Below are 20,724 nucleotides of genomic sequence, written 5' to 3'. Positions count from 1 at the left end.
TGCGTGTGGCCATTTCCCAGCGCGGCCGGGTGCCTGGGTGGCAATCTGCTGAGCAGTAGATACGCACAGCTACATAGCCGGAGGTGCCGTTTCCGTGCCGTCCAACGTCAATCCCACCGTCAGGCGACGCCGGTTGGGTCAGGAATTGCGCCGACTGCGCGAGATCAAGGGCATGACGGCCGAGGAGGTGGCGGAGCGGCTTCTGGTCTCGCAGTCGAAGATCAGCCGCCTGGAGAACGGCCGCCGCTCCATCAGCCAGCGTGACGTCCGCGATCTCTGCGGGGTGTACGAGGTCGAGGACCACCGGATCGTCGACTCGCTCATGCAGATGGCCAAGGACTCCCGCCAGCAGGGCTGGTGGCACGCCTTCGGGGACATCCCGTACAGCGTGTACATCGGCCTGGAGACCGATGCCGAATCGCTGCGGGTCTACGAACCCCAGGTGGTCCCCGGCCTGCTGCAGACCCGGCAGTACGCAGAGGCACTGATCAACGGCGCGCTGCCGGAGGCGCCGCAGACCGACATCGACAAGCGCGTCAGCGTCCGTTCGCGCCGCCAGGACCGGATCAACGCCCCGGAGCACCCGCTGCGGCTGTGGGCGGTGATCGACGAGTCCGCGCTGCGCCGGCTGGTCGGCGGCAGGCAGGTGATGATCGAACAGCTGGAGCGTCTGGTGGAGCTGTCGCACCTTCCGCATGTGACCGTCCAGGTGCTGCCGTTCGACATGGGCGCCCACCCGGGCATCAACGGGCAGTACGCCATCCTGGAATTCCCGGACGCCGCGGATTCCAGCGTCGTCTATATCGAGGGCGTCACCAGCGACCTCTATCTGGAGAAGGCGAATGACGTGCAGCGGTACAGCGTCATGTACGAACACCTGCGCGCCCAGGCGTTGAACGTGGAACAGACCCGGGATTTCATCGACCGGATCGCGAAGGAGTACACGCGCCCGAACGCGGCGTGAATCCCCGCAGAACGGGCGCTTAAACCAGCCAGCCCGTAAAGTCTGGAATGCGAAAAAAGAAGCGATGTTACGGGTGAGGCGACGGCACGATACACCGTCGCCACCCCGTAGCGGAAGACCTGCATGGCAGATGCCATCCGGTCGAGTGAACGGCCCCTTCACTCGGGGAGCTTGGCGAGTAGCGTCGATCACGCCAACAGCACATCGTTGGCGCCACTCACACAACTCTCTGAACCGGAGTGAACATGGCCATTCGTCAGGGTGCTACGGATAAGTGGACGAAGTCGTCGTATTCCGGGGGCAACGGCGCCTGCGTCGAAGTCAAGTCCCCTCTCGTGCAGGCGATCGCCGTACGCGACTCGAAGGCTCCCGAGGGGCCTTCGATCAACTTCGTCCCCGGCGCCTGGAACGCGTTCGTGCGTGATGTCGCCAAGGGCGTCGTCACCGCCTGACCGATGATTCCCGCATTCCCGTATCGCCGCACCGAACCCGGTGCTGCCGGTAGCCCTCTCGTCTGGTTCGCCGTCCTGGCCGAGGGGGCTCCCCGCGAGGTTTCGCGGTGTCAGGCGCCGCCGACCCGGCGCAGCTGATCCACGTAGCGGTCCGTGCCCGGCACGGTCGGAATGAACGGCGCCACCAGCTCCACCCGCCCCAGGCCTGATTCCGCAACCGTCGCGTCGAGCCCGGTGAAATGCCGCTCCCAGCATTCCCTCGGATCCTCCTGGAGGAACCAGAGCAGGGTCAGCCGGGTGTCGACGCCCTCGACCTGCTTCACGTACGTCATCCGGTCCCCCGGCAACGGGGTGGGGCGGAACACCGTCACCATCGCCGCCGGCGACCCGCTCAGCCGTCCCGGCAGATGCCGTGAGCGCAGCCATTCCAGCAACTCGGCCCGCTGTTCCGGCCCTTCGGCGTCGATCACTTCGAGGACCAGCCCGCGGTACGGATGGTCGAGCGCGTGGAAGTCGCGTGGCCCCGCCGCACCGTCCCGGTAGACCGTCGCCTCGTGGTCCTGGAACGCCGTGAAGACATGGGTGCGCTCCTGGTGGACCCGGCCGTCCCGGTTCAGCCGCTTGTTGATGCCGACGGTCCACTTCATGTGGTCGTCGTAGCGCCCCTCCGTCACCCAGTACGTGGACAGGTAGCAGCCGGCGCCGACCGGCGTCGCGACCGCCGACTTCTCCGGGTACCGCAGCTCCTGGAGCTCCCGGGTGGCCACCCAGCGCCGACCGGCGAACATCCAGGGCATCGCCATCGCGCCCGCGTAGTAGTGGCCGTCCTCGTACCAGCGGTTGTACGCGTACTCGTGGCCGGGGTGCGGCTCCACCATGGTGATCAGCGCGTGGCCGGGACGGACTCCGTACGGACCCAGCGCGGCCAGCTCCGCGTACGTGTCGCTGCGCGTGCCACCGGCCGCCGCAGCCCCGTCCGCCACCTCGTCCGTCGCCTCGTCCCGCGTTTCCTCACTCACGCCGTTCCCCTTCCGTACTCCGCCGGAGGCACCTACCCTGACGCCACTCTGACGCTCCGTCAGAAAAACTGCCAGAGCCGGGAGGCGCCGATGTTGCTCGCGGGGAAGACCGTCATCGTTTCCGGGGTGGGCGCCGGGCTCGGGCACCGGATCGCGGCCACGGTCGTACGGGACGGCGGCCGCGCGGTCCTCGGGGCGCGCACCGCGGGCAATCTCGCCAAGTCGGCGGCGGAGATCGATCCCGAGGGCCGGCGCACGGCGCACCTGGCCACCGACATCACCGACGAGGCGCAGTGCGAGGCGCTCGCGGCGCTGGCCGTCGAGCGGTTCGGGCGGATCGACGCGGTGGTCCATGTCGCCGCCTGGGACAGCTACTTCGGCGGGGTCGAGGACGCCGATCTGGACACCTGGAAGTCGGTCATCGACGTCAATCTGCTCGGCACCCTGCGGATGACGCGCGCCTGCCTGCCCGCCCTGAAGGAGCGTGGCGGATCGGTCGTCGTCATCGGTACGCAGTCCGCGGTGGCCGCCCCTTCCCAGGTGCGGCAGGCGGCGTACGCGGCCTCCAAGGGCGCGCTGACCTCCGCGATGTACTCCATGGCCCGGGAGTTCGGCCCGGACCGGATCCGGGTGAACACCGTGCTGCCGGGCTGGATGTGGGGGCCGCCGGTACAGGCATACGTACGGTTCACCGCCCACACCGAGGGCGCACCCGAGGCCGAGGTGCTGCAAAGGCTCTCCGGGCGCATGGCACTGCCGGAGCTGGCCACGGACGGCGATGTGGCGGAGGCCGCGGTCTTCCTGGCCTCCGACCGGGCACGGTCGATCACCGGGCAGTCCCTGCTGGTCAACGCCGGCGAGCTGATGCGCTGACCCTCTCGTACAGAGGTCTCCTCCTTCTCGGCCGCACGGGACCCGCATCCCGTGCGGTCTTTCTGTGCTCTTCGGCTCTCGTGGACGTTCTCTCGTTTCTTCTGCACAGCCTGACGAAGTGCCTGCTCATCGTGTGGCCGCCGTCACGTTCACGACAACGCCTCCGAAGGTCAAGAACGCGTAAAATCGTTCGGCTTACTGATCCGCGTTCACATCTCTGACCGCCGGAGACCTTGACCGAGGCACCGGACAGGCGGTTCAATCCCCGATGTCCCCGCTCCCGCACGGGGACACCGCTGAACGGCCGTACTGACGAAGTGCGTACCCGTTCACAAGGCGGACCCCAGGAGGGGGCACATGAACAGTCTCGACTGGGTCGTGCTCATCGGCTACTTCGGCGTGATGATCGCGATCGGACTCTGGTCCCACAAGCGTGTCGACAATGTCAGCGACTTCTTCACGGCCGGCGGGAAGATGCCGTGGTGGCTGTCCGGCATCTCGCACCACATGTCCGGCTACAGCGCCGTGATGTTCACCGGCTACGCGGGGATCGCCTACCAGTACGGCGTCACGTCCTTCGTGACGTGGTCGCTGCCGATCGCCATCGGCATCGGCATCGGTGCCAAGCTCTTCGCTCCCCGGCTCAACCGGCTGCGCTCGCGGCTGCACGTCGCCTCACCGCTCGAATACCTGAAGAACCGCTACAACATCCAGACCCAGCAGGCGCTCGCCTGGTCCGGTCTGCTGCTGAAGATCGTGGACGTCGGTGCCAAGTGGGCCGCCATCGCCACCCTGCTCTCCGTCTTCACGGGCATCACCCTCACCCAGGGCATCTTCATCACCGGCATCATCACGGCCGTCTACTGCACGGTCGGCGGGCTGTGGGCCGACGCGCTCACCGAGCTGGGGCAGTTCATCATCCAGCTGTTCGCCGGTATCGCGATGCTCGTCACGGCCATGAGCAAGCTGGACGGCTTCAGCACCCTGTGGACGGTCTGGGACAAGCTGCCCGAGGGCCACACGGACCCGACGGCCGGCCCGTACACCGTGACCTTCCTGCTGGCGTACCTGTTCATCAAGACCTTCGAGTACAACGGCGGGATGTGGAACCAGGCCCAGCGCTACATGGCCACGGACTCCGCCGCCTCCGCGACCCGCTCGGCCCGGCTCTCCGCCGTCCTGTGGCTGGTCTGGCCGACGGTCCTCTTCTTCCCGATGTGGTGCGCCCCGCTGCTGGTCCACGCGCAGAAGCCGGACGCCTCCGACAGCTACGCGCTGATGACCGAGCAGTTGCTGCCGCACGGTCTGCTGGGCCTGGTCGTCGTCGGCTTCTTCTCACACACGATGGCCATGTGCTCCTCGGACGCCAACGCCATCGCGGCCGTCTTCACCCGCGACATCATGCCGGTCTTCTCCAAGGCAGCCCGCAGCTGGAGCAGCCGGGCCGGACTGCTGGCCGCGCGGATCTCCACGCTCGGCTTCCTGGGCCTGTCGATGGCGCTGGCGACCCAGATCAACTCGCCGACGTTCAAGGACATCATCTCCGTCGTCATCAAGTGGGTCGCCGGTCTGATGGGCCCGATCGCGATCCCGTTCATGCTGGGGCTGCTGCGCCGGTTCCGTAAGTCGGGGCCGACGGCGGCGCTCGTCAGCTGGGCGGCCGGTCTGCTGGCGTTCTACTTCACCAACTACAACTTCGACGGTTCGACGAAGACGAACGTCGCGTTGCAGTACCAGGTGGCTCTGCCGCTGGCGATCTCGCTCGTGCTCTTCATCGTCATCGGTTTCATCAAGCCGGAGGACACCCCGGAGCGCGACGCGATCATCGCGAAGATCAACTCGGACGGCGACGGACCGGCCACCGGCGCGAGCCTGCCGGTCCAGTCCGGACCGAGCGACGAGACGGTCGTCGAGGGCGCGAAGGGTGGGAAGGGCGTGAAGGACTGACGGCGGACCGACGCCCGCCGCTGTGCCACGTGCGGCTGTACGGAGTCGGGGGGCGGGTTACGGGGATGCCGACGGCTCCCCCGTAACCCGCCCCCGACTGTCCGCTCTCGTCCTCGGGTGAACACTCGCGCTCACCCAGGCGTTCAGCCGGGTGTTCAGCCGCGCGGGTAGCGTGCCAGCCAGCCGGCGGCGACGGCGACCGGGCTGTGCAGGGCAGGGCCCTGGGTCATCTCCATGGCGAAGTCGTCGGCGAGTTCGAGCAGCGTCGCCCGCCCCTCCAGCTCGGCGAGCCAGGCCGGCGGCAGAGCCGTCTCGCCGTGCAGCGCGCCGAGCAGCGCACCGCACAGGGCCCCGGTGGCCGAGGACGGCCCCCCGTGGTTCACGGCCAGCCGCAGCCCGTGCCGGACGTCCTCGCCCACCAGTGCGCAGTACACGGCCACCGCGAGGACCTCCTCGGCGGAATCCGAGGCACCCAGCGACTCGATGAGGGCGGGTCCCGGTATCCCCTGCCGCACGGTGCCGAGGGCCTGTTGCAGCGCATCGGTGACGGGCTCGTGGCCCGGGCGCTCGGCGAGCAGGGCGAGGGCGTGCTGCACGGAACCGTCCAGCGTCTCGCCGCGCGCCAGCCCGTGCACCATCACGGCGAGGGCGCCGGCCGACAGCAGGGCCGTGGGGTGGCCGTGCGTCTGGGCGGCACACTCGACGGCGAGCTGGAGCACGAGTTGCGGCTCCCAGCCGACGAGCAGCCCGAAGGGGGCGGAGCGGGTGACGGCGGCCGAATCGTGTGCGGTGGGGTTCTTGGGGCGGTCGAGGGTGCCCATCGTGGTGTCGCCCAAGCCGTTCAGGCATTCCCGGGTGGGTGCGCGGCGGACGTAGAGCCACTCCTGCCCGGCGAGCCAGCCGTTGTCCTTGCGGCGTTCGTCGGGCCCCCAGTCGTGCTGGGTGGCGGCCCAGCGCAGATACGCCTGGTGCACGTCGGTCGGCGGGTGCCAGGCGCCGATGTCGCGCCGGACCTGGGCGCGGATCAGCCCGTCGACGGTGAACAGGTTGAGTTGGGTGACGGCGGTGACGTGCCCGCGCCCGCCGTGGGCCGGGACGAAGTCGGTGACGGCGTCGGACCCATGGGCCTCACGGATCTCCTCCAGCGAGAGCCCGCTGACGCCCGCGCCGAGCGCGTCCCCGATGGCACAGCCCAGCATCGCGCCGCGTACCCGGCTGCGGAAGTCCTGCTGCTCGGCACGGCCCCAGACAGCTGTGGTCCCTGTGCTCACCGTGCCCCTCCCCCGTCGGTCCACCCGTATGCGACTGCGCGGTAACTGCGCAGCACTGTAATCGAACGACCACGCAGCTCATGGGGCGGAACAGTATGTACGAAGTGCTGGTTCGGTTCAGTTTTGCGGGGCATTCTCCGGGGATTCCCGCTGCGTCCGGAGTCCTCGGCCGGCCGGCCGAATTGCGTTGTGCGGGACGGCCGTGCGGCGCAGGATCTCAGGATGGAATCCCCACGCCCCGACGGTCCCGACGGCTCCCCCAGCCCTGTCATCTCCACCGGCCCCGGCACCTCCACCGGCTTCACCGACTCCGTCCGCCCCGACGGGCCCATCGGTCCCGACGGCCGGGCCGGAATCGACGCGGCGCTCGTGAAGCGCCTGATCGACGCCCAGTTCCCGCGCTGGAGCGGGCTGCCCGTGACACCGGTCGAGGTCGACGGCTGGGACAACCGCACCTACCGGCTCGGCCACGCCATGACGGTCCGGCTGCCCACCGCCGCCGGCTACGTCCCCGCGGTGGCGAAGGAGAACCACTGGCTGCCGGTCCTCGCCCCCTCGCTCCCCGTCGCCGTGCCGCCGGTGCTGGGCCTCGGTGTCCCGGGCGAGGGCTACCCCTTCCCGTGGTCCGTACGCGGCTGGCTGCGGGGCGAGACCGCGGCCCGGGGCCGCATCGACGATCTGACGCAATTCGCGTTCCAGGTGGCCGGATTCATCCTCGCCCTCCAGGGCTGCGACGCGTCCGGCGGGCCGGTCGCCGGGGAGCACAGCTGGTACCGGGGCGCCTCGCCGGCCCACTACGACGAGGAGACCCGCCGCTGTCTGACCGCCCTCACCGGCCGTGTGGACACGGACCGGGCCCGCACCGTCTGGGAGGCGGCACTCGCCGCACCGTGGCGCGGCGAACCCGTCTGGTTCCACGGCGACATCGCCTCCGGCAACCTCCTCGTCGCCGATGGCGAGCTGACGGCCGTCATCGACTTCGGTACGTCGGGAGTAGGCGACCCCGCCTGTGATCTGGTGATCGCGTGGGGCCTGTTCTCCGGGGCCGGCCGGGAGGCGTTCCGGCGCGCGGTCGGCCAGGACGAAGGCACCTGGGCGCGGGCACGGGGCTGGGCCCTGTGGAAGGCGCTGCTGAACCTGACAGGGTTCATCGACGCGGAGGACCGGGAACGCGCCGACTCCGAACTACAAGTGATCGGGGCCGTACTGACCGACCACGACCGGTTCGGCTGAGAACCCACTACTCCCCGACGAAGACGTCCTCGGCCGACCTGGCGGTGGGGGCCCGGAGAAGCCAGCGGTTCAGGGTGTCGAGATCGCCGCAGGTGGTGATCCGTTCACGCGCCTGATCCGATACGTCGACGCCGGCTCGTGCGAGGAAGAGCAGGATGCCCTGCGCGATGCCTTCCGTCCGGCCCTCCGTCCGGCCCTCGTCCCGGATTTCCTCTGCCATGAAGGACTTGTAGAAAGAGAGGTCCACGGCCACCGGATTCCTCCACTGATGTGCGGCCGGGCGGTTGCCCAGGCCCTGTGCGGTGAGTTCGACAAGGGGATCGGCGATGATTTCCGGTACGTCCCGCAGAGCGGCTGACAGCGTTTTCAGTATGGCACCGATGTCCGGATCGGCGGCATGTGTGATAGCCGCCAGCGTGGTGAGCGCCAGATCCTTGCGGGCCTCGGCGACATTGGTGATCACCGGCATGTTGTGCGGGCCGGCGACGAGCGGGCGCAGAGTGAGCGCGGGCCACTGACGGGGGCCGATGGCGACTGGGCGGGAAGCCCATTCCGCGGTTGCACGGTCCTGACAGACGACCAGCAGCAGCTCGGGCGGACGGTTGCGAGCTGTCGCTTCCGGAGCCCGACCGCGCGGCTCCGGAAGCCACCCAGGGCTCCGCTCAGCTCGGCAGTACCGGCAGCAGCTCAGGCAGATGCCCGTCCGAGGCGGCGGCCGCGGTCACCCGCTCCTGGGACACCTCCCCGTACAGCGTCGTACGCGGCTTCGCGGGGCGCCCTGCCGCCTCGGCCACCTCGACCAGGTCCTGCACGGACTTGTACGAGCCGTAACTCGACCCGGCCATACGGGAGATGGTCTCCTCCATCAGGGTGCCGCCCAGGTCGTTCGCGCCCGAGCGGAGCATCTCGGCCGCACCCTCCGTACCCAGCTTCACCCAGCTGGTCTGGATGTTGGTGATGTGCGGGTGGAGGAGGAGCCGGGCCATCGCGGTGACGGCCCGGTTGTCGCGGTCGGTCGGGCCGGGGCGAGCGATGCCGGCCAGGTAGACGGGCGCGTTGGTGTGGATGAACGGCAGCGTCACGAACTCGGTGAGGCCGCCGGTCTCCTGCTGGAGGGCGGCCAGGGTCCGCAGGTGGCCCAGCCAGTGCCGGGGCTGGTCGACATGGCCGTACATCATCGTGGACGAGGAGCGCAGACCGACCTCGTGGGCGGTCTTGATGACCTCCAGCCAGGTGGCCGTGGGCAGCTTGCCCTTGGTGAGGACCCAGCGGACCTCGTCGTCCAGGATCTCCGCCGCCGTACCGGGGATCGAGTCGAGCCCCGCCTCCTTGGCGGCGACCAGCCAGTCCCGGATGGACATCCCCGTACGGGTCGCCCCGTTGACGACCTCCATCGGCGAGAACGCGTGGACGTGCATGCCGGGCACGCGTTCCTTCACGGCCCGCGCGATGTCGAAGTACGCGGTGCCCGGCAGGTCCGGGTGGATTCCGCCCTGCATGCAGACCTCGACGGCGCCGACGTCCCAGGCCTGCGCGGCGCGGTCGGCGACCTGGTCCAGGGAGAGGGTGTACGCGTCGGCGTCGGTGCGCCGCTGCGCGAAGGCGCAGAAGCGGCAGCCGGTGTAGCAGACGTTGGTGAAGTTGATGTTCCTGGTGACGATGTAGGTGACGTCGTCCCCGACCACGTCCCGGCGGAGCGTGTCCGCGATCCGGCACAGCTCGTCCAGGGCCGGACCGTCCGCGTGCAGGAGCGCGAGCGCCTGCTCGTCGGTGAGCTTCGTCGGGTCGTCCGCGGCCTGGCTGAGCGCTTCGCGGACGTCCCCGTCCAGACGGGACGGGACCATGCCTGGGGCCGCGGCCTCGCGGAGCGCCTCCCAGTCCCCGTACACCTCGTCGAAGTCGTCGCGACGGTCGGAGGTCCGGCCCTCGGTGTCGATGGTGTGGTGCAGATCGGTGCGGCCGGAGGCGTTGAACCCCTCGTCCGGCTCCTGCCAGGGCAGCCCGGCGGGGATCGCACCCTCCTTCGCGAGCCCGGTCTCCGGGTCGGCGAGCGCGCGGACGTGCGGGAGCAGACGCGGGTCGAGCCAGGGCTCGCCGCGCTGGATGAACTCGGGGTAGATGGTGAGCCGTTCACGCAGCGCGAAGCCGCTCTCGGCGGTCTTCGCCGCCAGCTCGTCGATGTGCGGCCAGGGGCGCTCGGGGTTCACGTGGTCGGGCGTGAGGGGCGAGACACCGCCCCAGTCGTCGATCCCCGCACCGATGAGCAGCGCGTACTCGGCGTCGACGAGGTTCGGCGGGGCCTGGATACGGGCGGACGGGCCGAGGATGTGCCGGGCCACGGCAATGGCGGCGGCCAGCTCCTCCAGTTCCGCGTCCGGCATGCCGCGCATCGCGGTGTCGGGCTTGGCACGGAAGTTCTGGACGATGACTTCCTGGACGCCGTGGTAGGCGCGGGCGGTCTTGCGCAACTCGAAGAGGGAGTCGGCGCGTTCCTCGTACGACTCGCCGATGCCGATGAGGATGCCGGTGGTGAACGGGACGTTGGACCGGCCCGCGTCCTCCAGGACGCGCAGCCGTACGGCCGGCTCCTTGTCCGGGGAGCCGTGGTGCGGACCGCCCGGCTCGGACCACAGGCGGGTCGCGGTCGTCTCCAGCATCATGCCCATGGAGGGGGCGACGGGCTTGAGCCGCTGGAGATCGGTCCAGGTCATGACGCCCGGATTGAGGTGGGGAAGGAGCCCGGTCTCCTCCAGCACGCGGATCGCCATGGCGCGTACGTAGGCGAGGGTGTCGTCGTACCCCTCGGCCTCCAGCCACTCGCGCGCCTCCGGCCAGCGGTCCTCGGGCCGGTCGCCGAGGGTGAACAGCGCTTCCTTGCAGCCCGCCTCCGCGCCCTTGCGGGCGATGTCGAGGACCTCGTCCGGCGACAGGAACATGCCGTGTCCGGCCCGCCGCAGCTTCCCGGGCACGGTGACGAAGGTGCAGTAGTGGCACTTGTCACGGCAGAGGCGGGTCAGGGGGATGAAGACCTTGCGGGAGTACGTGATCACGCCCGGCCTGCCCGCTGCCTCCAGGCCGGCGTCACGCACCCGCGCGGCCGAGGCGGCGAGATCCGTCAGGTCGTCGCCGCGCGCCTGGAGCAGGACGGCGGCTTCTGCCACGTCGAGGGCGACACCGTCGCGGGCGCGCTTGAGGGCACGCCTCATGGAGTTGGTGGTGGGGCGTCCGCGCTGAGGATCGGTCATGAACCGAGCATACGAGCGGCGGCCGACGGGTGACGGGCGCAGGTCGCCCGCACCCCTGACGCCCGGGGCCGCGCGGCGACCCTCTCCCCGCAGGCTCTCCCCGTAGGCTCGGCACGGTGATGGAAACGATCGTCTTCGACATCGGCGAGACACTCGTCCGCGACGACCGCTACTGGGCCTCCTGGGCCAACTGGCTGGGCGTCCCGCCGCACACCATGAGCGCCCTGGTCGGGGCGGCGGTCGCCCAGGGTCGGGACAGCGCGGACGCGCTGAGCATCCTGCGCCCCGACATAGACGTCACCGAGGCGTCTCTCGCGCGGGCCGCGGCGGGGCGCGGCGAGCACCTCGACGAGTCCGACCTCTACCCGGACGTACGGCCCGCCCTCGCCGAACTGCGCGCGCTGGGCGTGCGGGTCGTGGTCGCCGGAAACGGCACGGTCCGGGCCGGGGAACTGCTGCGCGCCCTCGACCTGCCGGCGGATCTGGTCGTCACCTCGGACGAGTGGGGCGTCTCCAAGCCGGACCCGGAGTTCTTCGCCCGCGTGCTGGAGGTCTCCGGGACGGCCCCTCACTCCACCCTGTACGTGGGCGACCACCCGGCCGACGACCTGTTCCCCGCCAAGTCCTCCGGGATGCCGGCGGCGCACCTCCGGCGCGGGGCGTTCGGGCACTGGTGGGCGGACCACCCGGACGTGATCGACACGGCGGACTTCCGCATCAACGCCCTGACGGACATCCCGGCCCTCCTGACGAAGCCCCCGGCACCGGCGCGCCCGAGGGCGCTGCGGGCGCTGTGACCCCCACCGCCCCATCCCTCCGGGCACCGGCGGCCCAATCCGGCCCGCCCCGGCGGCTTGGTCCGGCCGCCCCCGGCGCCCCGATCCGGGCTGCCAGTGCGCCCCGATCCGGCCTGTCCCCGGAGGCCCGATCCAGCCTGCCCCCGGCGGCCCCATCCAGCCCGTCCGGCGTTTGAGGACGGACCCGAGGCCGGGCTGACCGGCCGCCCCCTCTCGGAACCGCCCACCCAGCGAAGGGTTCCGTGCTCGGACGCCGCACGGGTTGGACCGGGCAGCGCACCGGGCCGCACCGGGCGCACCGGGCCAGAGGGAGGCGTACCGGCTAGGAGGAGGCGGCGCCGTTGTCCGCGAGGATCTCGTCGATACGGGCGCGGTGCGCCGCCTCCCACGCGTCAAGGGTCTCGTCCGCCTCCTTGGCCGCCTTCGCCCGTGCATCGAGCAGCACCTGCTCCTGCCGGGCCGCCGGCGTGACGACGATGCCCTCCTCGTCGGCCACCACGATGTCCCCGGCCCGCACGGTCACCCCACCGCACCGGACGGGTTCGTTCAGCGGCGTCACGGCTTTCTTCTTCCCCGGAACCGGGATGACGCCCCGGGCGAAGACGGGAAAACCCATCTCGCGCACCTCGGCGAGATCCCGGATCACCCCGTCCAGCACGAACGCCGCGATCCCCCGCCGCTGGGCGACGGCACACACGTTTCCGCCGGCCAACGCGTAGTCCACGTCCCCCGCTTCGACGACGATCACCGATCCGGGCTCGGCGCGGTGAATGGCCGCGTGCAGCATGAGGTTGTCCCCCGGAGGGCACCGCACGGTGAACGCCGGACCGGCGACCCGCTCGTGCGACGACCACAGCGGTCGCACCCCGGTATCCATCACCTGCTCGCGCCCGAGGAGATCGGCGAGCGTGGTCGGTGACACTTCCCTGAACCCGCTGACGTCGTACATACGCATCCTCCCGATACCCTCGCCGCCCCGGCCGGAACGATCACCGGTATTCCACGGCCCGAAGGCGCCCCGGTCAACCGGTCCACCCCAGCCCCCACCCCACTCCCAACCGGCCCGGGGCGGGAGTCGGGAGAGGTCCGGGTGGGGCGGGCGTCGGCCGCCCCGCTCTCAGCCGATGTACACGGGGAGCCTCGCGGCGGACGCGCCGAGGGCGGCCCTCTCCGACTCCGTCGGGGCGCGGCGGCCGGTGCCGACCAGGAGAGCGTCCTTGTCGGAGAACGACGACGGAAACCCCGTGCCGACGATCGCGGCCAGCAGTTCGCGCGCCCGCGCCATCCCCTCGGCGGGCGGGTCCGCCGCGTCCGGCACGTGTGCGACGAGGTCGAGGTGGTGCAGCGTGCTCTCCAGGACGTAGACCGAGAGGTAGTCGGTCGCGGTGAGCACCTCGTCGCGGGTGCTCACCCGCAGGTCCGGGGCGGCGAGCCCGGCCGCGCGTCCGGCGGCCGAACCGACGTCGTCGAAGTGGAACCTGAGCAGCCACGGCTCCCCGTACGCGGCGGCCAGCCGGACGGTCAGCGCGTCGAGCGGGTCGTCACCGGTCGGCGGTGTCTGCGCGACCTCCCAGTACGTCACCGCGTCCCGCGTCGGTTCCGTCTCGGCGGGGGTGGCGAGCGTGATCAGGACGTCCTGGGCGTCGATCACCAGATGGCAGACCAGGTCGCGCACGAGCCAGCCGGTGCAGCCGGACGGCCGGGCCAAGTCCTCGTCCGCGAGTTCGGCCACCGCTGCGAGCAGTGCTGTCCAGGAGCGTGAGAAGTGGTCCACGGCCGCAAGTTAACAGTGGCCGTCCCCGGGCGCAGTCGATTTCACGTCCCGCCCGGGTCCGGGCCGTCGGGTCAGCCGTTCGGGGTGTCGTCGACCTTGAAGTTCATCTTGACCTGGCCGTTGAGGACCGACGTCGCGGTGACCGTCACGCCGTACTGCTTGCCGTCCGAGGCCAACTGGCAGCGAACCGTGGCGTTCACCCGGGCCGGGAGGTTCTCCGGGCAGGAGAAGGCGTCGGGCGCCTTGCCCGCCTGCGCCGTCAGGGCGGCCTTGCCCTGACGGGCTACCTCCGCCTTGTCCACCGACTGCTCGCCACCGCCGGTGCCGGTGCCGGTACTCGCCGATTCGGTGGGCTGGGCGGAGTCGCTCGGTGCCGGGTCGGCCGTGGAACCGGCACCGGCGTCGTCGTCGACCTTGAAGTCCATGTGCACGTTGTCGCCGTCGACCGTCTTCGCGGTGGCCGTCATGCCCAACTTCTTGCCGTCCACGGTGACCGTGCAGCGCACGGTCTCCCCGGCCTTGGCCTTGAGGTCGTCCTCACAGGTGACGGAGTCCGGGTCGCGGCCGACCTTCTTGCCCAGGGCCGTCGATGCCTGCTTCTCGACCTCGTCCTTCTTCACGACCTTCGAGCCCACACTGGCCGAACAGCCCACGGCGAAGAGCACCGTCAACACCCCCGCCACCGCTCGCGTCGCCGTTCGACTCCGCACCGACTGCCGCATGGTTCCCCCTGTGTTCAGCGTTCATGTCAAGATCTGGCGGGCAAAGCTATCACCATGGCCTGCGCCGACGGGCGGGTTCTCGCCGGGTCCTGCGCCGAGGCGGCCGCCTCCCCCACGGCCGCACCACCCACGCCCGGGACTCCAGGCCCCCTGGCTGCCTGACCCCCTGCCCCCCCTGGCCCCGCCTCGGCCTGTCACTCCGGAACCGCGACGCGTTTGACCCCGCACTCAGGGCCCCGAGCCCGGACGTTGCGACGCATACGCGGCCGAGAGCGCCCGCCCGGTCGGCACCCGCACGAGGCCGTACCGGCACGGTCGTAAATGCGGGTGCGGTCCGGCATCCGGCCCGTCAGACTCGTCCGCATGTCTGCCGCGAAGATCACGCGTATCAACCCCGCCCCGCTGCACGAGACCCCTGGCTACCACCACATCACCGTCGTCGAGGCCGGCCGGACTGCCTATCTCGCCGGGCAGTGCCCGCTCGACGGCGGCGGCAAGCTGGTCGGGGCGGGGGATCTGGAGCGGCAGGTCGACCAGGTGGTGGCGAACGCGGTGCTCGCGCTCGACGCGGTGGGCGCGCGGCCGCTCGATGTCGTCCGCTCGGTGATCTACGTGCGCAGCGATGACAGGGCCGCACTGGGGGTTGCCTGGCAGCGGCTCACGGAATCCCCCCTCGGCCCGGCGTTCACCACCGCGAGCACCCTGCTGGGCGTCGCCCAACTCGGCTTCACGGGGCAGCTCGTAGAGGTCGATCTCACTGCGGCGCTGCCTGGCTGAGAGGCCGGGCCGGGGGCCGGGCCCGGACGCCGGGACGCGGTGGTCCGCCTGCGGTGACGTCCTACGCGTCCGGGTCCCAGGCCTGGAGCTGGTCGAAGAGGTGGCGGTTGCCGTCGAGTTCCAGGGAGTCCGCCGGAATGCGGCCGTGCAGGAACAGGACCAGGTCACCGGCCGTGCCCCGGGCGGAGGCGTCGGCCGTGTCCGGGGCCTCGCCGATACGGGCGACCCGTGCACCTTCGGCGGAGAGCTGGAGGCGCCACGAGGGGCCCTCGGTGATCCGGTATTCGACGGTGGCGGGCTCGTGCGGCCAGGCGGCTTCCGTCGTGGCACAGCAGGTGGACAGGAACTCGTCGACACCGTCGAGTGCCACCTCGTCCGGCAAGGGCTGCGAGGCGCCCACGGCCAGCTGGGCGTCGTAGGTGTGCACCGCCATCTGCTGGAGCTGGTGCCGGGCGACGGCGCCGCAGGTCTGCGGCGACTGCGACGCGCCCCACCATGTCCAGACACCACGGTCCGGGCCGGACTCCAGCAGTGCGTCCCGCAGTTGTTCCGTGGACTCGGCCAACCAGTCCAGCAGGGCCTCGCGCTCGCGGGGTGCGGCCGGGGCCCCCAGCGCCGCGGACTTGGTCGACGCCGGTCCCGCGGCGACGGTGGCTGCCCACGAGCGGCGCCCCTCGCCCAGGTGCTGCACCAGATCGAACAGCGTCCACTCGGGGCAGGTCGGCACCTGCACGTCGAGGCTGGGCGCGGCTGCGACCGCGGCGCGGAAGGCGGTCGACCGATCGTCGATCAGCCGCAGCAGATCGGAGAACTCCAGGGTTTCTATGTGCACCCGGGCTGTCTACCACCATGATCCCGCGACCGGCCAGCGGTTTTCACAGCGGAGGCGACGGACTCGCGGCCACCGGCCACGGACTCTCCTAGGATCGGCCCCCATGACCGAACTCCCCGCTCACCTCCGGACGACAGCCGATGCCTACGACGCCATCGCGACCGTCTACGCCGATTTCGCCCGTGACTCGCTCGCCGCACTCCCGCTGGACCGCGCGATGATCGGCGCGTTCGCCGATCTGGCGCGGACGGCCGGTGCCGGTCCGGTCGCCGAGCTGGGTTGCGGCCCCGGTTACCTCACCGCGCACCTGCACGGGCTGGGGCTGGACGCCTTCGGCGTCGACCTGTCGCCCGTGATGATCGGCCTGGCCCGCGATTCGTACCCGGAGCTGCGGTTCGAGGTCGGCTCGATGGACGCGCTGGAGATGGCCGACGGTGAGTTGGGCGGTGTCGTGTCCTGGTATTCGGTCATCCATACGCCACCGGGGGAACTGCCTCCGTACTTCACCGAGTTCCGGCGGGTGCTGGCCCCGGGCGGGACCTTCCTGCTGGGCTTCTTCGAGGCCGGGGGCGGGCCGGTGACGGCCTTCGACCACAAGGTCACGACTGCCTACCGGTGGCCGATCGACGACCTCGCCGCGCTCGCGGGCAAGGCCGGGTTCACGGAAGTCGGCCGGATGCTGCGCGAACCCCTCGACGGGGAGCGGTTCCGGCGCGGGCATCTGCTGATGCGCGCGGAGTAGCGGGCTGCCTGAGGCTGAGCCGCTGGTGGGGCGGAAGGCCGCGCCGCTGATGGGGGGCGGCAGGGCGCGCCGCTGGGCAGGACGCGGCCATGCGCCACTGAGCATGCGACGGGAGCACACACCACCGGGGGCGGTGGGGCCAGGAACCACCGGGGGGCGGACGGGGCACGCGCCACCAGGGAGCGGACGGGACCACGCACCACCGGGTGACTGACGGGAGACCACGACCACGCACCACCGGGGCGGCCGTTGCTATGGCGTTGCTATGTAGTCGACCCGTCCACGGCGGCGACCATGCGGACGAGGGTGTCGATGAGCTCGTCCGCGGTGGTGCGCAGCCCGTCGGCCTCCAGGTGGCCGCTGAGTTCCATGTCCGCGATGCCGTGGGTACCGGAGAGCAGCAGGGCGCCGTAGTGCTGTGTGTTCCGCTCTCCGACCAGTTCGGTGACTATCGCCAGGAACTCGTCCTGGAAGCGTCCGGCCGCACGCAGTCCGGCCGTGACCGATGCGTCCTCCGGCCCGTACGGCTGGGGCCGGGCGCCGTCGACTCCCCCGGCGGGCTCTTCGGTGCGGTGCCCGTGGCACCTGAACAGCAGCTGGTACACGTGCGGCTGCTTCCTGCCGACGGTGAGGAGGGTGTGCAGAGCGCCGCGCAGTCTGCTGACTTCCGAGAGTGCGGGGTCGGCCCGCAGGGCGTGGACCTGATCGCCGATGCGCTGCCAGCTCTCGGTCGTGACAGCGATCAGCAGGCTTTCCTTGCCCGTGAAGTGCCGGTAGGGCGCCCCCCGGCTCACGCCCGCGCGCGCGCCCACCTCGCGCAGGGTGACGGCTTCGGGGCCGCCGAGGTCGAGGAGTTCGGCGGCCGCGTCGAGCAGAGCGCGGCGGGTGGCTGCGGCGGACTCCGCACGAGTGACCATGACCCCCATCATACAGTTGACAGTGTCATCTCTACTGGTAGCGTCATCAAGGTGACAATGTCATCTGAAACCCAGAAGCTCGTCGCCGTGACCGGGGCATCCACCGGCATGGGTGCGTCGACCGCCCGCGAGCTGGCCCGCCGGGGTACCACGTCCTGGCCGGAGTGCGCCGCGACCGGGACGCCGACGCCATCCGGTCCGACGGCATCGAGCCCGTCATCCTCGACATCACCGAGCCCGAACACGTGACGGCGCTCGCCGCGCGGATCGCCGAGGACCCACGCACTCTGCACGCGCTCGTCAACAACGCCGGGGTCCAGGTGAACGCCCCGGTGGAAGCCCTGCCGATGGCGCAGTGGCGCCAGGTGTTCGAGGTCAACCTGTTCGGCCACATCGCCGTCACCCAGGCGCTCCTTCCCGCACTGCTGCGCAGCAAGGGCCGCGTGATCAACATCAGTTCGATCGGCGGCAGGTTCGCCATGGCCACCTATGGGGCGTACGCCGGTGCGAAGTTCGCCCTTGAGGCGGTCAGCGACTCGCTGCGCCGCGAGGTCGCGCCGCTGGGCGTGCAGGTGATCGTGATCGAACCCGGCGGCATCCGTACGGAGATGGCCTCCCGCGGGATCGCGACGGCGAACCAGCTCGCCGAGGGGATGACACCGGAGCAGACCGAGCGCTACGGCGGCCTGGTCCGGGCGAACAACGAGTTGATGGCATCGGGCACCGCGTCCGGCCTGACCGCCGATGCCGCGGCCCGGGTCATCGCGAAGGCCGTGACGACACGCAGGCCCCGTATCCGCTACACCGCGGGCCGGGACGCCGCCCTGATCATGCGCCTGGGCCGAGTGCTGCCCGACCGCGCGCTCGACCGCATCCTCGCCGCCAACCTGCGGCGCCACTACCCGAAGGACGCCACGGCCTGACCCGGCGCGGCCTGCGCCCCGCGCCGGTCCGGACGCCGACCGGCTATGCGGACAGGCCCTGAAGCTCCGGCTCCGTCAACAGCTCCCGCAGCCACCGCGCGCCCTCAGCGTCGCCCACCGCCGTCAGGCCGTCGCCCGCGTCCGGGAAGAGCCGGGCCCAGGAGCAGGCCCTGCCCACCGCGCCCAGGCGCCGGGCGAGGGTCGCCGCCCGGCGCAGTTCCGCCGACGGGAGTCCGGTGTCCGTCCACGCCTCCAGGTAGGCGTCGCGCAGCCTCGGCAGTACCTGGGGGCCATAGCGGTCGGCGGCCGTGCGCAGCGGGACGAGCAGACTACAGAAGGGGTGGGAGATCGCGGCGTCGCCCCAGTCGAAGAAGGTGAAGCGGCCCGGTCCGGCGGCTGTTGCGGCTCCGGCGGTGAAGAACTGGCCGTCGTGGAGGTCGGCGTGGTCGAGCGAGTCGGGGATGCCGGTCGCCGCGAGCGCGTCGCACCAGCCCTTGAGGCGGGGGCGCAGTTCGCGCAGGGATGCCCGGGTGGCGGGGTCCAGGGCCGTGTTCTCCTCGACCAGGCGGTCGAAGACGCCCGGGAGGACCGCCATCCGGGCGTCCGGGACACCGAGTTGTGCCATCTCATCGGTACGGGGGACGAGCGCGCGCTGCATCGCCGCGTACTGCCGCAGCGGCTCCTCCCACGCCCACGGGCCGTCGGGGCCGTCACGGAGCGCGTCCCGGAAGAGCCTGCCGCCGTCGGGGAGCAGGGACCAGCCACGGGTGGCGTCCACGGCGAGGGGCTTCAGGACGTGGCCGGGGGTCCAGCGGGCCAGCGCCTCGGTCAGGCCCGCTTCGAAGGCGGCGGCGGGCGGGGTCGCCTTGAACCAGACGTCGCGTTCGCCGTCCGCCGACATCCGTACCAGCACCGACCACGGCCGCAGCCGGACCGTGAGCCGTCTCGCCGTGCGCAGGCCGTGGGCGGCGAGCCCGCGCTCCGCCCAGGCGAGGGCGGCGTCCCGCCGCTCCGGTGCCTCCCACGGCGTCACGGCGTCCGGGTAGCGCCCGCGGTCCACCGAGACGATCGACGCGTCACGTTGCATCGCCTCATTCCACCAGCGCGGCCGCCGGGTCTCCAGCGGGTTTCCGCCTCGGCGGGTACGGAGGCCCGGACCGCGTCACCCGGGAGCGTCCCGGGGCCTCCATCCGACGCCCCTAGAGGTACTCCGCGTACGCGTCCAGCGTCCGAAGCACCTCTCCCTCGCCCGCCGGGGGCAGTTGCAGCACGACCTCCTCGATGCCCAGGTCCGCGTAGTGCGCCAGCTTGCCCGCGCCCGGCAGGACCGCGTACGGGACCACCTGGAGGTCCTTCGGGTCCCGGCCGGCGGATTCCCAGGCCGTACGGAGCTGTGGCACCGACTCCGTCAGGCCCCGGCCGCCGATCGGGAGCCAGCCGTCCGCGTACTCCGCGATGTGCGCGAACAGCTTCGGGCCGGCCGCTCCGCCGACCAGGGTGCGCGGGCCGACCACCGGGCCGCGGGGCTGCTGGAACGGCTTCGGGTACGCATGACTGGCCCGGACCGAGCCGAACTCACCCTCGTACGCGGTCGGTTCCTCCGTCCAGAGCGCACGCATCAGGGCCATGCGGTCGCGGCCCAGGTCGCGGCGGCTGCGCCAGTCCACGCCGTGGTCGGCGGCCTCCTCCACGTTCCAGCCGAAGCCGAGGCCCAGGGTGAAGCGGCCACCGGAGAGGTGGTCGAGGGTGGCGATCTGCTTGGCCAGGTCGATCGGGTCGTGCTGGGCGATCAGCGTGATGCCGGTGCCGAGCGCGAGGCGTTCGGTGACCGCGGCGGCCTGCCCGAGCGCCACGAAGGGGTCCAGGGTGCGGCCGTACTCGGGCGGCAGTTCGCCGCCCGCCGGGTAGGGGGTGTCCCTGCTCACCGGGATGTGCGTGTGCTCCGGGAGGTAGAGCCCGGCGAAGCCACGCTGTTCGAGCTCGTGCGCGAGGCGTACCGGTGTGATCGTCTCGTCGGTGAGGAAGATCGTTGTGGCGATCCGCATGCGAGGGCACCTCCGTCGTCGTCGGGTGACCGCCCAAACGTATGCCGTTCGGCCTGCGAAACCGAGACCCCGACGGCCGGGCGCACGTCGTCGGAGACGACGCGGCCGTGGTCCACGCCATCACGCTCTACGCGGTCTGCGGTATCGCCGCCGAGCGCCCGGCCCGGCCTCCGGCCGGCTCACCGATGGCG

The 20,724-nt window shown here is 71.2% G+C and carries 19 protein-coding genes and 1 pseudogene; 9 read left to right on the top strand and 11 right to left on the bottom strand.

Annotated elements, in window-relative coordinates:
* Nucleotides 1–94: 94 nt before the first annotated feature.
* Together ACFVJX_RS13090 and ACFVJX_RS13085 are read left to right on the top strand one after the other, a co-directional pair.
* The gene (locus tag ACFVJX_RS13090; protein WP_384136838.1) at nucleotides 95–964 is read left to right on the top strand and encodes a helix-turn-helix domain-containing protein; all 870 of its coding nucleotides are present in this window, start codon (nucleotides 95–97) and stop codon (nucleotides 962–964) included.
* A 245-nt stretch (nucleotides 965–1,209) separates the two neighbouring features.
* Nucleotides 1,210–1,416: a DUF397 domain-containing protein gene (locus tag ACFVJX_RS13085; RefSeq protein ID WP_384136839.1), complete on the top strand. Its 207-nt coding sequence runs from the start codon at nucleotides 1,210–1,212 to the stop codon at nucleotides 1,414–1,416.
* Nucleotides 1,417–1,526: 110 nt separating this feature from the next.
* Here the strand turns inward: ACFVJX_RS13085 and ACFVJX_RS13080 are convergent, their stop codons facing one another.
* Nucleotides 1,527–2,399, bottom strand: coding sequence for a hypothetical protein (locus tag ACFVJX_RS13080; protein WP_384136845.1), 873 nt, complete (start codon nucleotides 2,397–2,399; stop codon nucleotides 1,527–1,529).
* A 126-nt stretch (nucleotides 2,400–2,525) separates the two neighbouring features.
* Between ACFVJX_RS13080 and ACFVJX_RS13075 the strand changes: the two genes are divergently transcribed.
* Together ACFVJX_RS13075 and ACFVJX_RS13070 are read left to right on the top strand one after the other, a co-directional pair.
* Nucleotides 2,526–3,308, top strand: a complete 783-nt coding sequence (locus ACFVJX_RS13075; RefSeq protein ID WP_384136841.1) for an SDR family oxidoreductase — start codon at nucleotides 2,526–2,528, stop codon at nucleotides 3,306–3,308.
* A 357-nt stretch (nucleotides 3,309–3,665) separates the two neighbouring features.
* Nucleotides 3,666–5,255, top strand: coding sequence for a sodium:solute symporter family protein (locus ACFVJX_RS13070; protein WP_384136843.1), 1,590 nt, complete (start codon nucleotides 3,666–3,668; stop codon nucleotides 5,253–5,255).
* A 155-nt stretch (nucleotides 5,256–5,410) separates the two neighbouring features.
* Here ACFVJX_RS13070 and ACFVJX_RS13065 read toward each other — a convergent pair whose 3' ends face one another.
* Nucleotides 5,411–6,526, bottom strand: coding sequence for an ADP-ribosylglycohydrolase family protein (locus tag ACFVJX_RS13065; protein WP_384136549.1), 1,116 nt, complete (start codon nucleotides 6,524–6,526; stop codon nucleotides 5,411–5,413).
* A 222-nt stretch (nucleotides 6,527–6,748) separates the two neighbouring features.
* Between ACFVJX_RS13065 and ACFVJX_RS13060 the strand changes: the two genes are divergently transcribed.
* Complete coding sequence (locus ACFVJX_RS13060) at nucleotides 6,749–7,759, top strand: aminoglycoside phosphotransferase family protein (protein ID WP_384136551.1); 1,011 nt, start codon at nucleotides 6,749–6,751, stop codon at nucleotides 7,757–7,759.
* Between the two features lie 7 nt (nucleotides 7,760–7,766).
* Here ACFVJX_RS13060 and ACFVJX_RS13055 read toward each other — a convergent pair.
* Together ACFVJX_RS13055 and ACFVJX_RS13050 are read right to left on the bottom strand one after the other, a co-directional pair.
* A pseudogene (locus tag ACFVJX_RS13055) lies at nucleotides 7,767–8,360 on the bottom strand (hypothetical protein); the annotation flags it as partial.
* 61 nt (nucleotides 8,361–8,421) lie between these two features.
* Nucleotides 8,422–11,004 carry a bifunctional FO biosynthesis protein CofGH gene (locus ACFVJX_RS13050; protein ID WP_384136553.1) on the bottom strand — a complete coding sequence of 861 codons (2,583 nt, stop codon included), beginning with the start codon at nucleotides 11,002–11,004 and terminating at the stop codon, nucleotides 8,422–8,424.
* A gap of 119 nt (nucleotides 11,005–11,123) precedes the next feature.
* Here ACFVJX_RS13050 and ACFVJX_RS13045 point away from each other — a divergent pair, with 119 nt between their 5' ends.
* Complete coding sequence (locus ACFVJX_RS13045; protein ID WP_384136574.1) at nucleotides 11,124–11,801, top strand: HAD family hydrolase; 678 nt, start codon at nucleotides 11,124–11,126, stop codon at nucleotides 11,799–11,801.
* Nucleotides 11,802–12,123: 322 nt separating this feature from the next.
* Here the strand turns inward: ACFVJX_RS13045 and ACFVJX_RS13040 are convergent, their stop codons facing one another.
* The 3 genes from ACFVJX_RS13040 to ACFVJX_RS13030 all read right to left on the bottom strand — a co-directional run bounded on the left by ACFVJX_RS13040 (nucleotide 12,124) and on the right by ACFVJX_RS13030 (nucleotide 14,297).
* On the bottom strand, nucleotides 12,124–12,750 hold the full coding sequence (locus ACFVJX_RS13040) for an RraA family protein (RefSeq protein WP_384136555.1): 627 nt from the start codon (nucleotides 12,748–12,750) through the stop codon (nucleotides 12,124–12,126).
* A gap of 168 nt (nucleotides 12,751–12,918) precedes the next feature.
* A complete protein-coding gene (locus ACFVJX_RS13035; RefSeq protein ID WP_384136557.1) occupies nucleotides 12,919–13,575 on the bottom strand; it encodes a maleylpyruvate isomerase N-terminal domain-containing protein in 657 nt (218 codons plus the stop codon).
* A 71-nt stretch (nucleotides 13,576–13,646) separates the two neighbouring features.
* A complete protein-coding gene (locus ACFVJX_RS13030; protein ID WP_384136559.1) occupies nucleotides 13,647–14,297 on the bottom strand; it encodes a DUF4333 domain-containing protein in 651 nt (216 codons plus the stop codon).
* A 363-nt stretch (nucleotides 14,298–14,660) separates the two neighbouring features.
* Here ACFVJX_RS13030 and ACFVJX_RS13025 point away from each other — a divergent pair, with 363 nt between their 5' ends.
* Complete coding sequence (locus tag ACFVJX_RS13025) at nucleotides 14,661–15,074, top strand: RidA family protein (RefSeq protein ID WP_384136560.1); 414 nt, start codon at nucleotides 14,661–14,663, stop codon at nucleotides 15,072–15,074.
* 61 nt (nucleotides 15,075–15,135) lie between these two features.
* Here ACFVJX_RS13025 and ACFVJX_RS13020 read toward each other — a convergent pair whose 3' ends face one another.
* Nucleotides 15,136–15,906: a maleylpyruvate isomerase family mycothiol-dependent enzyme gene (locus ACFVJX_RS13020; RefSeq protein ID WP_384136562.1), complete on the bottom strand. Its 771-nt coding sequence runs from the start codon at nucleotides 15,904–15,906 to the stop codon at nucleotides 15,136–15,138.
* 103 nt (nucleotides 15,907–16,009) lie between these two features.
* On the opposite strand from ACFVJX_RS13020, the gene ACFVJX_RS13015 reads away from it, so the two are divergent.
* Entirely contained in the window at nucleotides 16,010–16,648 is a 639-nt protein-coding gene (locus ACFVJX_RS13015; RefSeq protein ID WP_384136564.1) for a class I SAM-dependent DNA methyltransferase, read from the top strand.
* Nucleotides 16,649–16,911: 263 nt separating this feature from the next.
* Here ACFVJX_RS13015 and ACFVJX_RS13010 read toward each other — a convergent pair whose 3' ends face one another.
* The gene (locus ACFVJX_RS13010; protein ID WP_384136566.1) at nucleotides 16,912–17,565 is read right to left on the bottom strand and encodes a TetR/AcrR family transcriptional regulator; all 654 of its coding nucleotides are present in this window, start codon (nucleotides 17,563–17,565) and stop codon (nucleotides 16,912–16,914) included.
* 164 nt (nucleotides 17,566–17,729) lie between these two features.
* On the opposite strand from ACFVJX_RS13010, the gene ACFVJX_RS13005 reads away from it, so the two are divergent.
* Nucleotides 17,730–18,488 (top strand): SDR family NAD(P)-dependent oxidoreductase, encoded by a 759-nt coding sequence (locus tag ACFVJX_RS13005; RefSeq protein WP_384136568.1) that lies wholly within the window; start codon nucleotides 17,730–17,732, stop codon nucleotides 18,486–18,488.
* A 43-nt stretch (nucleotides 18,489–18,531) separates the two neighbouring features.
* Here the strand turns inward: ACFVJX_RS13005 and ACFVJX_RS13000 are convergent, their stop codons facing one another.
* Together ACFVJX_RS13000 and ACFVJX_RS12995 are read right to left on the bottom strand one after the other, a co-directional pair.
* Entirely contained in the window at nucleotides 18,532–19,575 is a 1,044-nt protein-coding gene (locus tag ACFVJX_RS13000; protein ID WP_384136570.1) for an aminoglycoside phosphotransferase family protein, read from the bottom strand.
* A gap of 112 nt (nucleotides 19,576–19,687) precedes the next feature.
* Nucleotides 19,688–20,533 (bottom strand): LLM class F420-dependent oxidoreductase, encoded by an 846-nt coding sequence (locus tag ACFVJX_RS12995; RefSeq protein ID WP_384136572.1) that lies wholly within the window; start codon nucleotides 20,531–20,533, stop codon nucleotides 19,688–19,690.
* Between the last annotated feature and the right edge of the window lie 191 nt (nucleotides 20,534–20,724).

The sequence above is a fragment of the Streptomyces sp. NPDC127177 genome (genome assembly GCF_042672475.1).
In the GTDB taxonomy this organism is placed as follows: Bacteria; Actinomycetota; Actinomycetes; order Streptomycetales; family Streptomycetaceae; genus Streptomyces.
The sequence above is the reverse complement of the archived record's forward strand: the minus strand, read 5'-3'. Positions and strand labels throughout refer to the sequence as shown.

Bases quoted from the DNA above. Each gene is read 5' to 3' on its own strand.
- ACFVJX_RS13085 (WP_384136839.1), top strand. From the start codon at position 1,210: ATGGCCATTCGTCAGGGTGCTACGGATAAGTGGACGAAGTCGTCGTAT.
- ACFVJX_RS13075 (WP_384136841.1), top strand. From the start codon at position 2,526: ATGTTGCTCGCGGGGAAGACCGTCATCGTTTCCGGGGTGGGCGCCGGG.
- ACFVJX_RS13070 (WP_384136843.1), top strand. From the start codon at position 3,666: ATGAACAGTCTCGACTGGGTCGTGCTCATCGGCTACTTCGGCGTGATG.
- ACFVJX_RS13060 (WP_384136551.1), top strand. From the start codon at position 6,749: ATGGAATCCCCACGCCCCGACGGTCCCGACGGCTCCCCCAGCCCTGTC.
- ACFVJX_RS13050 (WP_384136553.1), bottom strand. From the start codon at position 11,004: ATGACCGATCCTCAGCGCGGACGCCCCACCACCAACTCCATGAGGCGT.
- ACFVJX_RS13045 (WP_384136574.1), top strand. From the start codon at position 11,124: ATGGAAACGATCGTCTTCGACATCGGCGAGACACTCGTCCGCGACGAC.
- ACFVJX_RS13040 (WP_384136555.1), bottom strand. From the start codon at position 12,750: ATGTACGACGTCAGCGGGTTCAGGGAAGTGTCACCGACCACGCTCGCC.
- ACFVJX_RS13030 (WP_384136559.1), bottom strand. From the start codon at position 14,297: ATGCGGCAGTCGGTGCGGAGTCGAACGGCGACGCGAGCGGTGGCGGGG.
- ACFVJX_RS13025 (WP_384136560.1), top strand. From the start codon at position 14,661: ATGTCTGCCGCGAAGATCACGCGTATCAACCCCGCCCCGCTGCACGAG.
- ACFVJX_RS13015 (WP_384136564.1), top strand. From the start codon at position 16,010: ATGACCGAACTCCCCGCTCACCTCCGGACGACAGCCGATGCCTACGAC.
- ACFVJX_RS13010 (WP_384136566.1), bottom strand. From the start codon at position 17,565: ATGGTCACTCGTGCGGAGTCCGCCGCAGCCACCCGCCGCGCTCTGCTC.
- ACFVJX_RS13000 (WP_384136570.1), bottom strand. From the start codon at position 19,575: ATGCAACGTGACGCGTCGATCGTCTCGGTGGACCGCGGGCGCTACCCG.
- ACFVJX_RS12995 (WP_384136572.1), bottom strand. From the start codon at position 20,533: ATGCGGATCGCCACAACGATCTTCCTCACCGACGAGACGATCACACCG.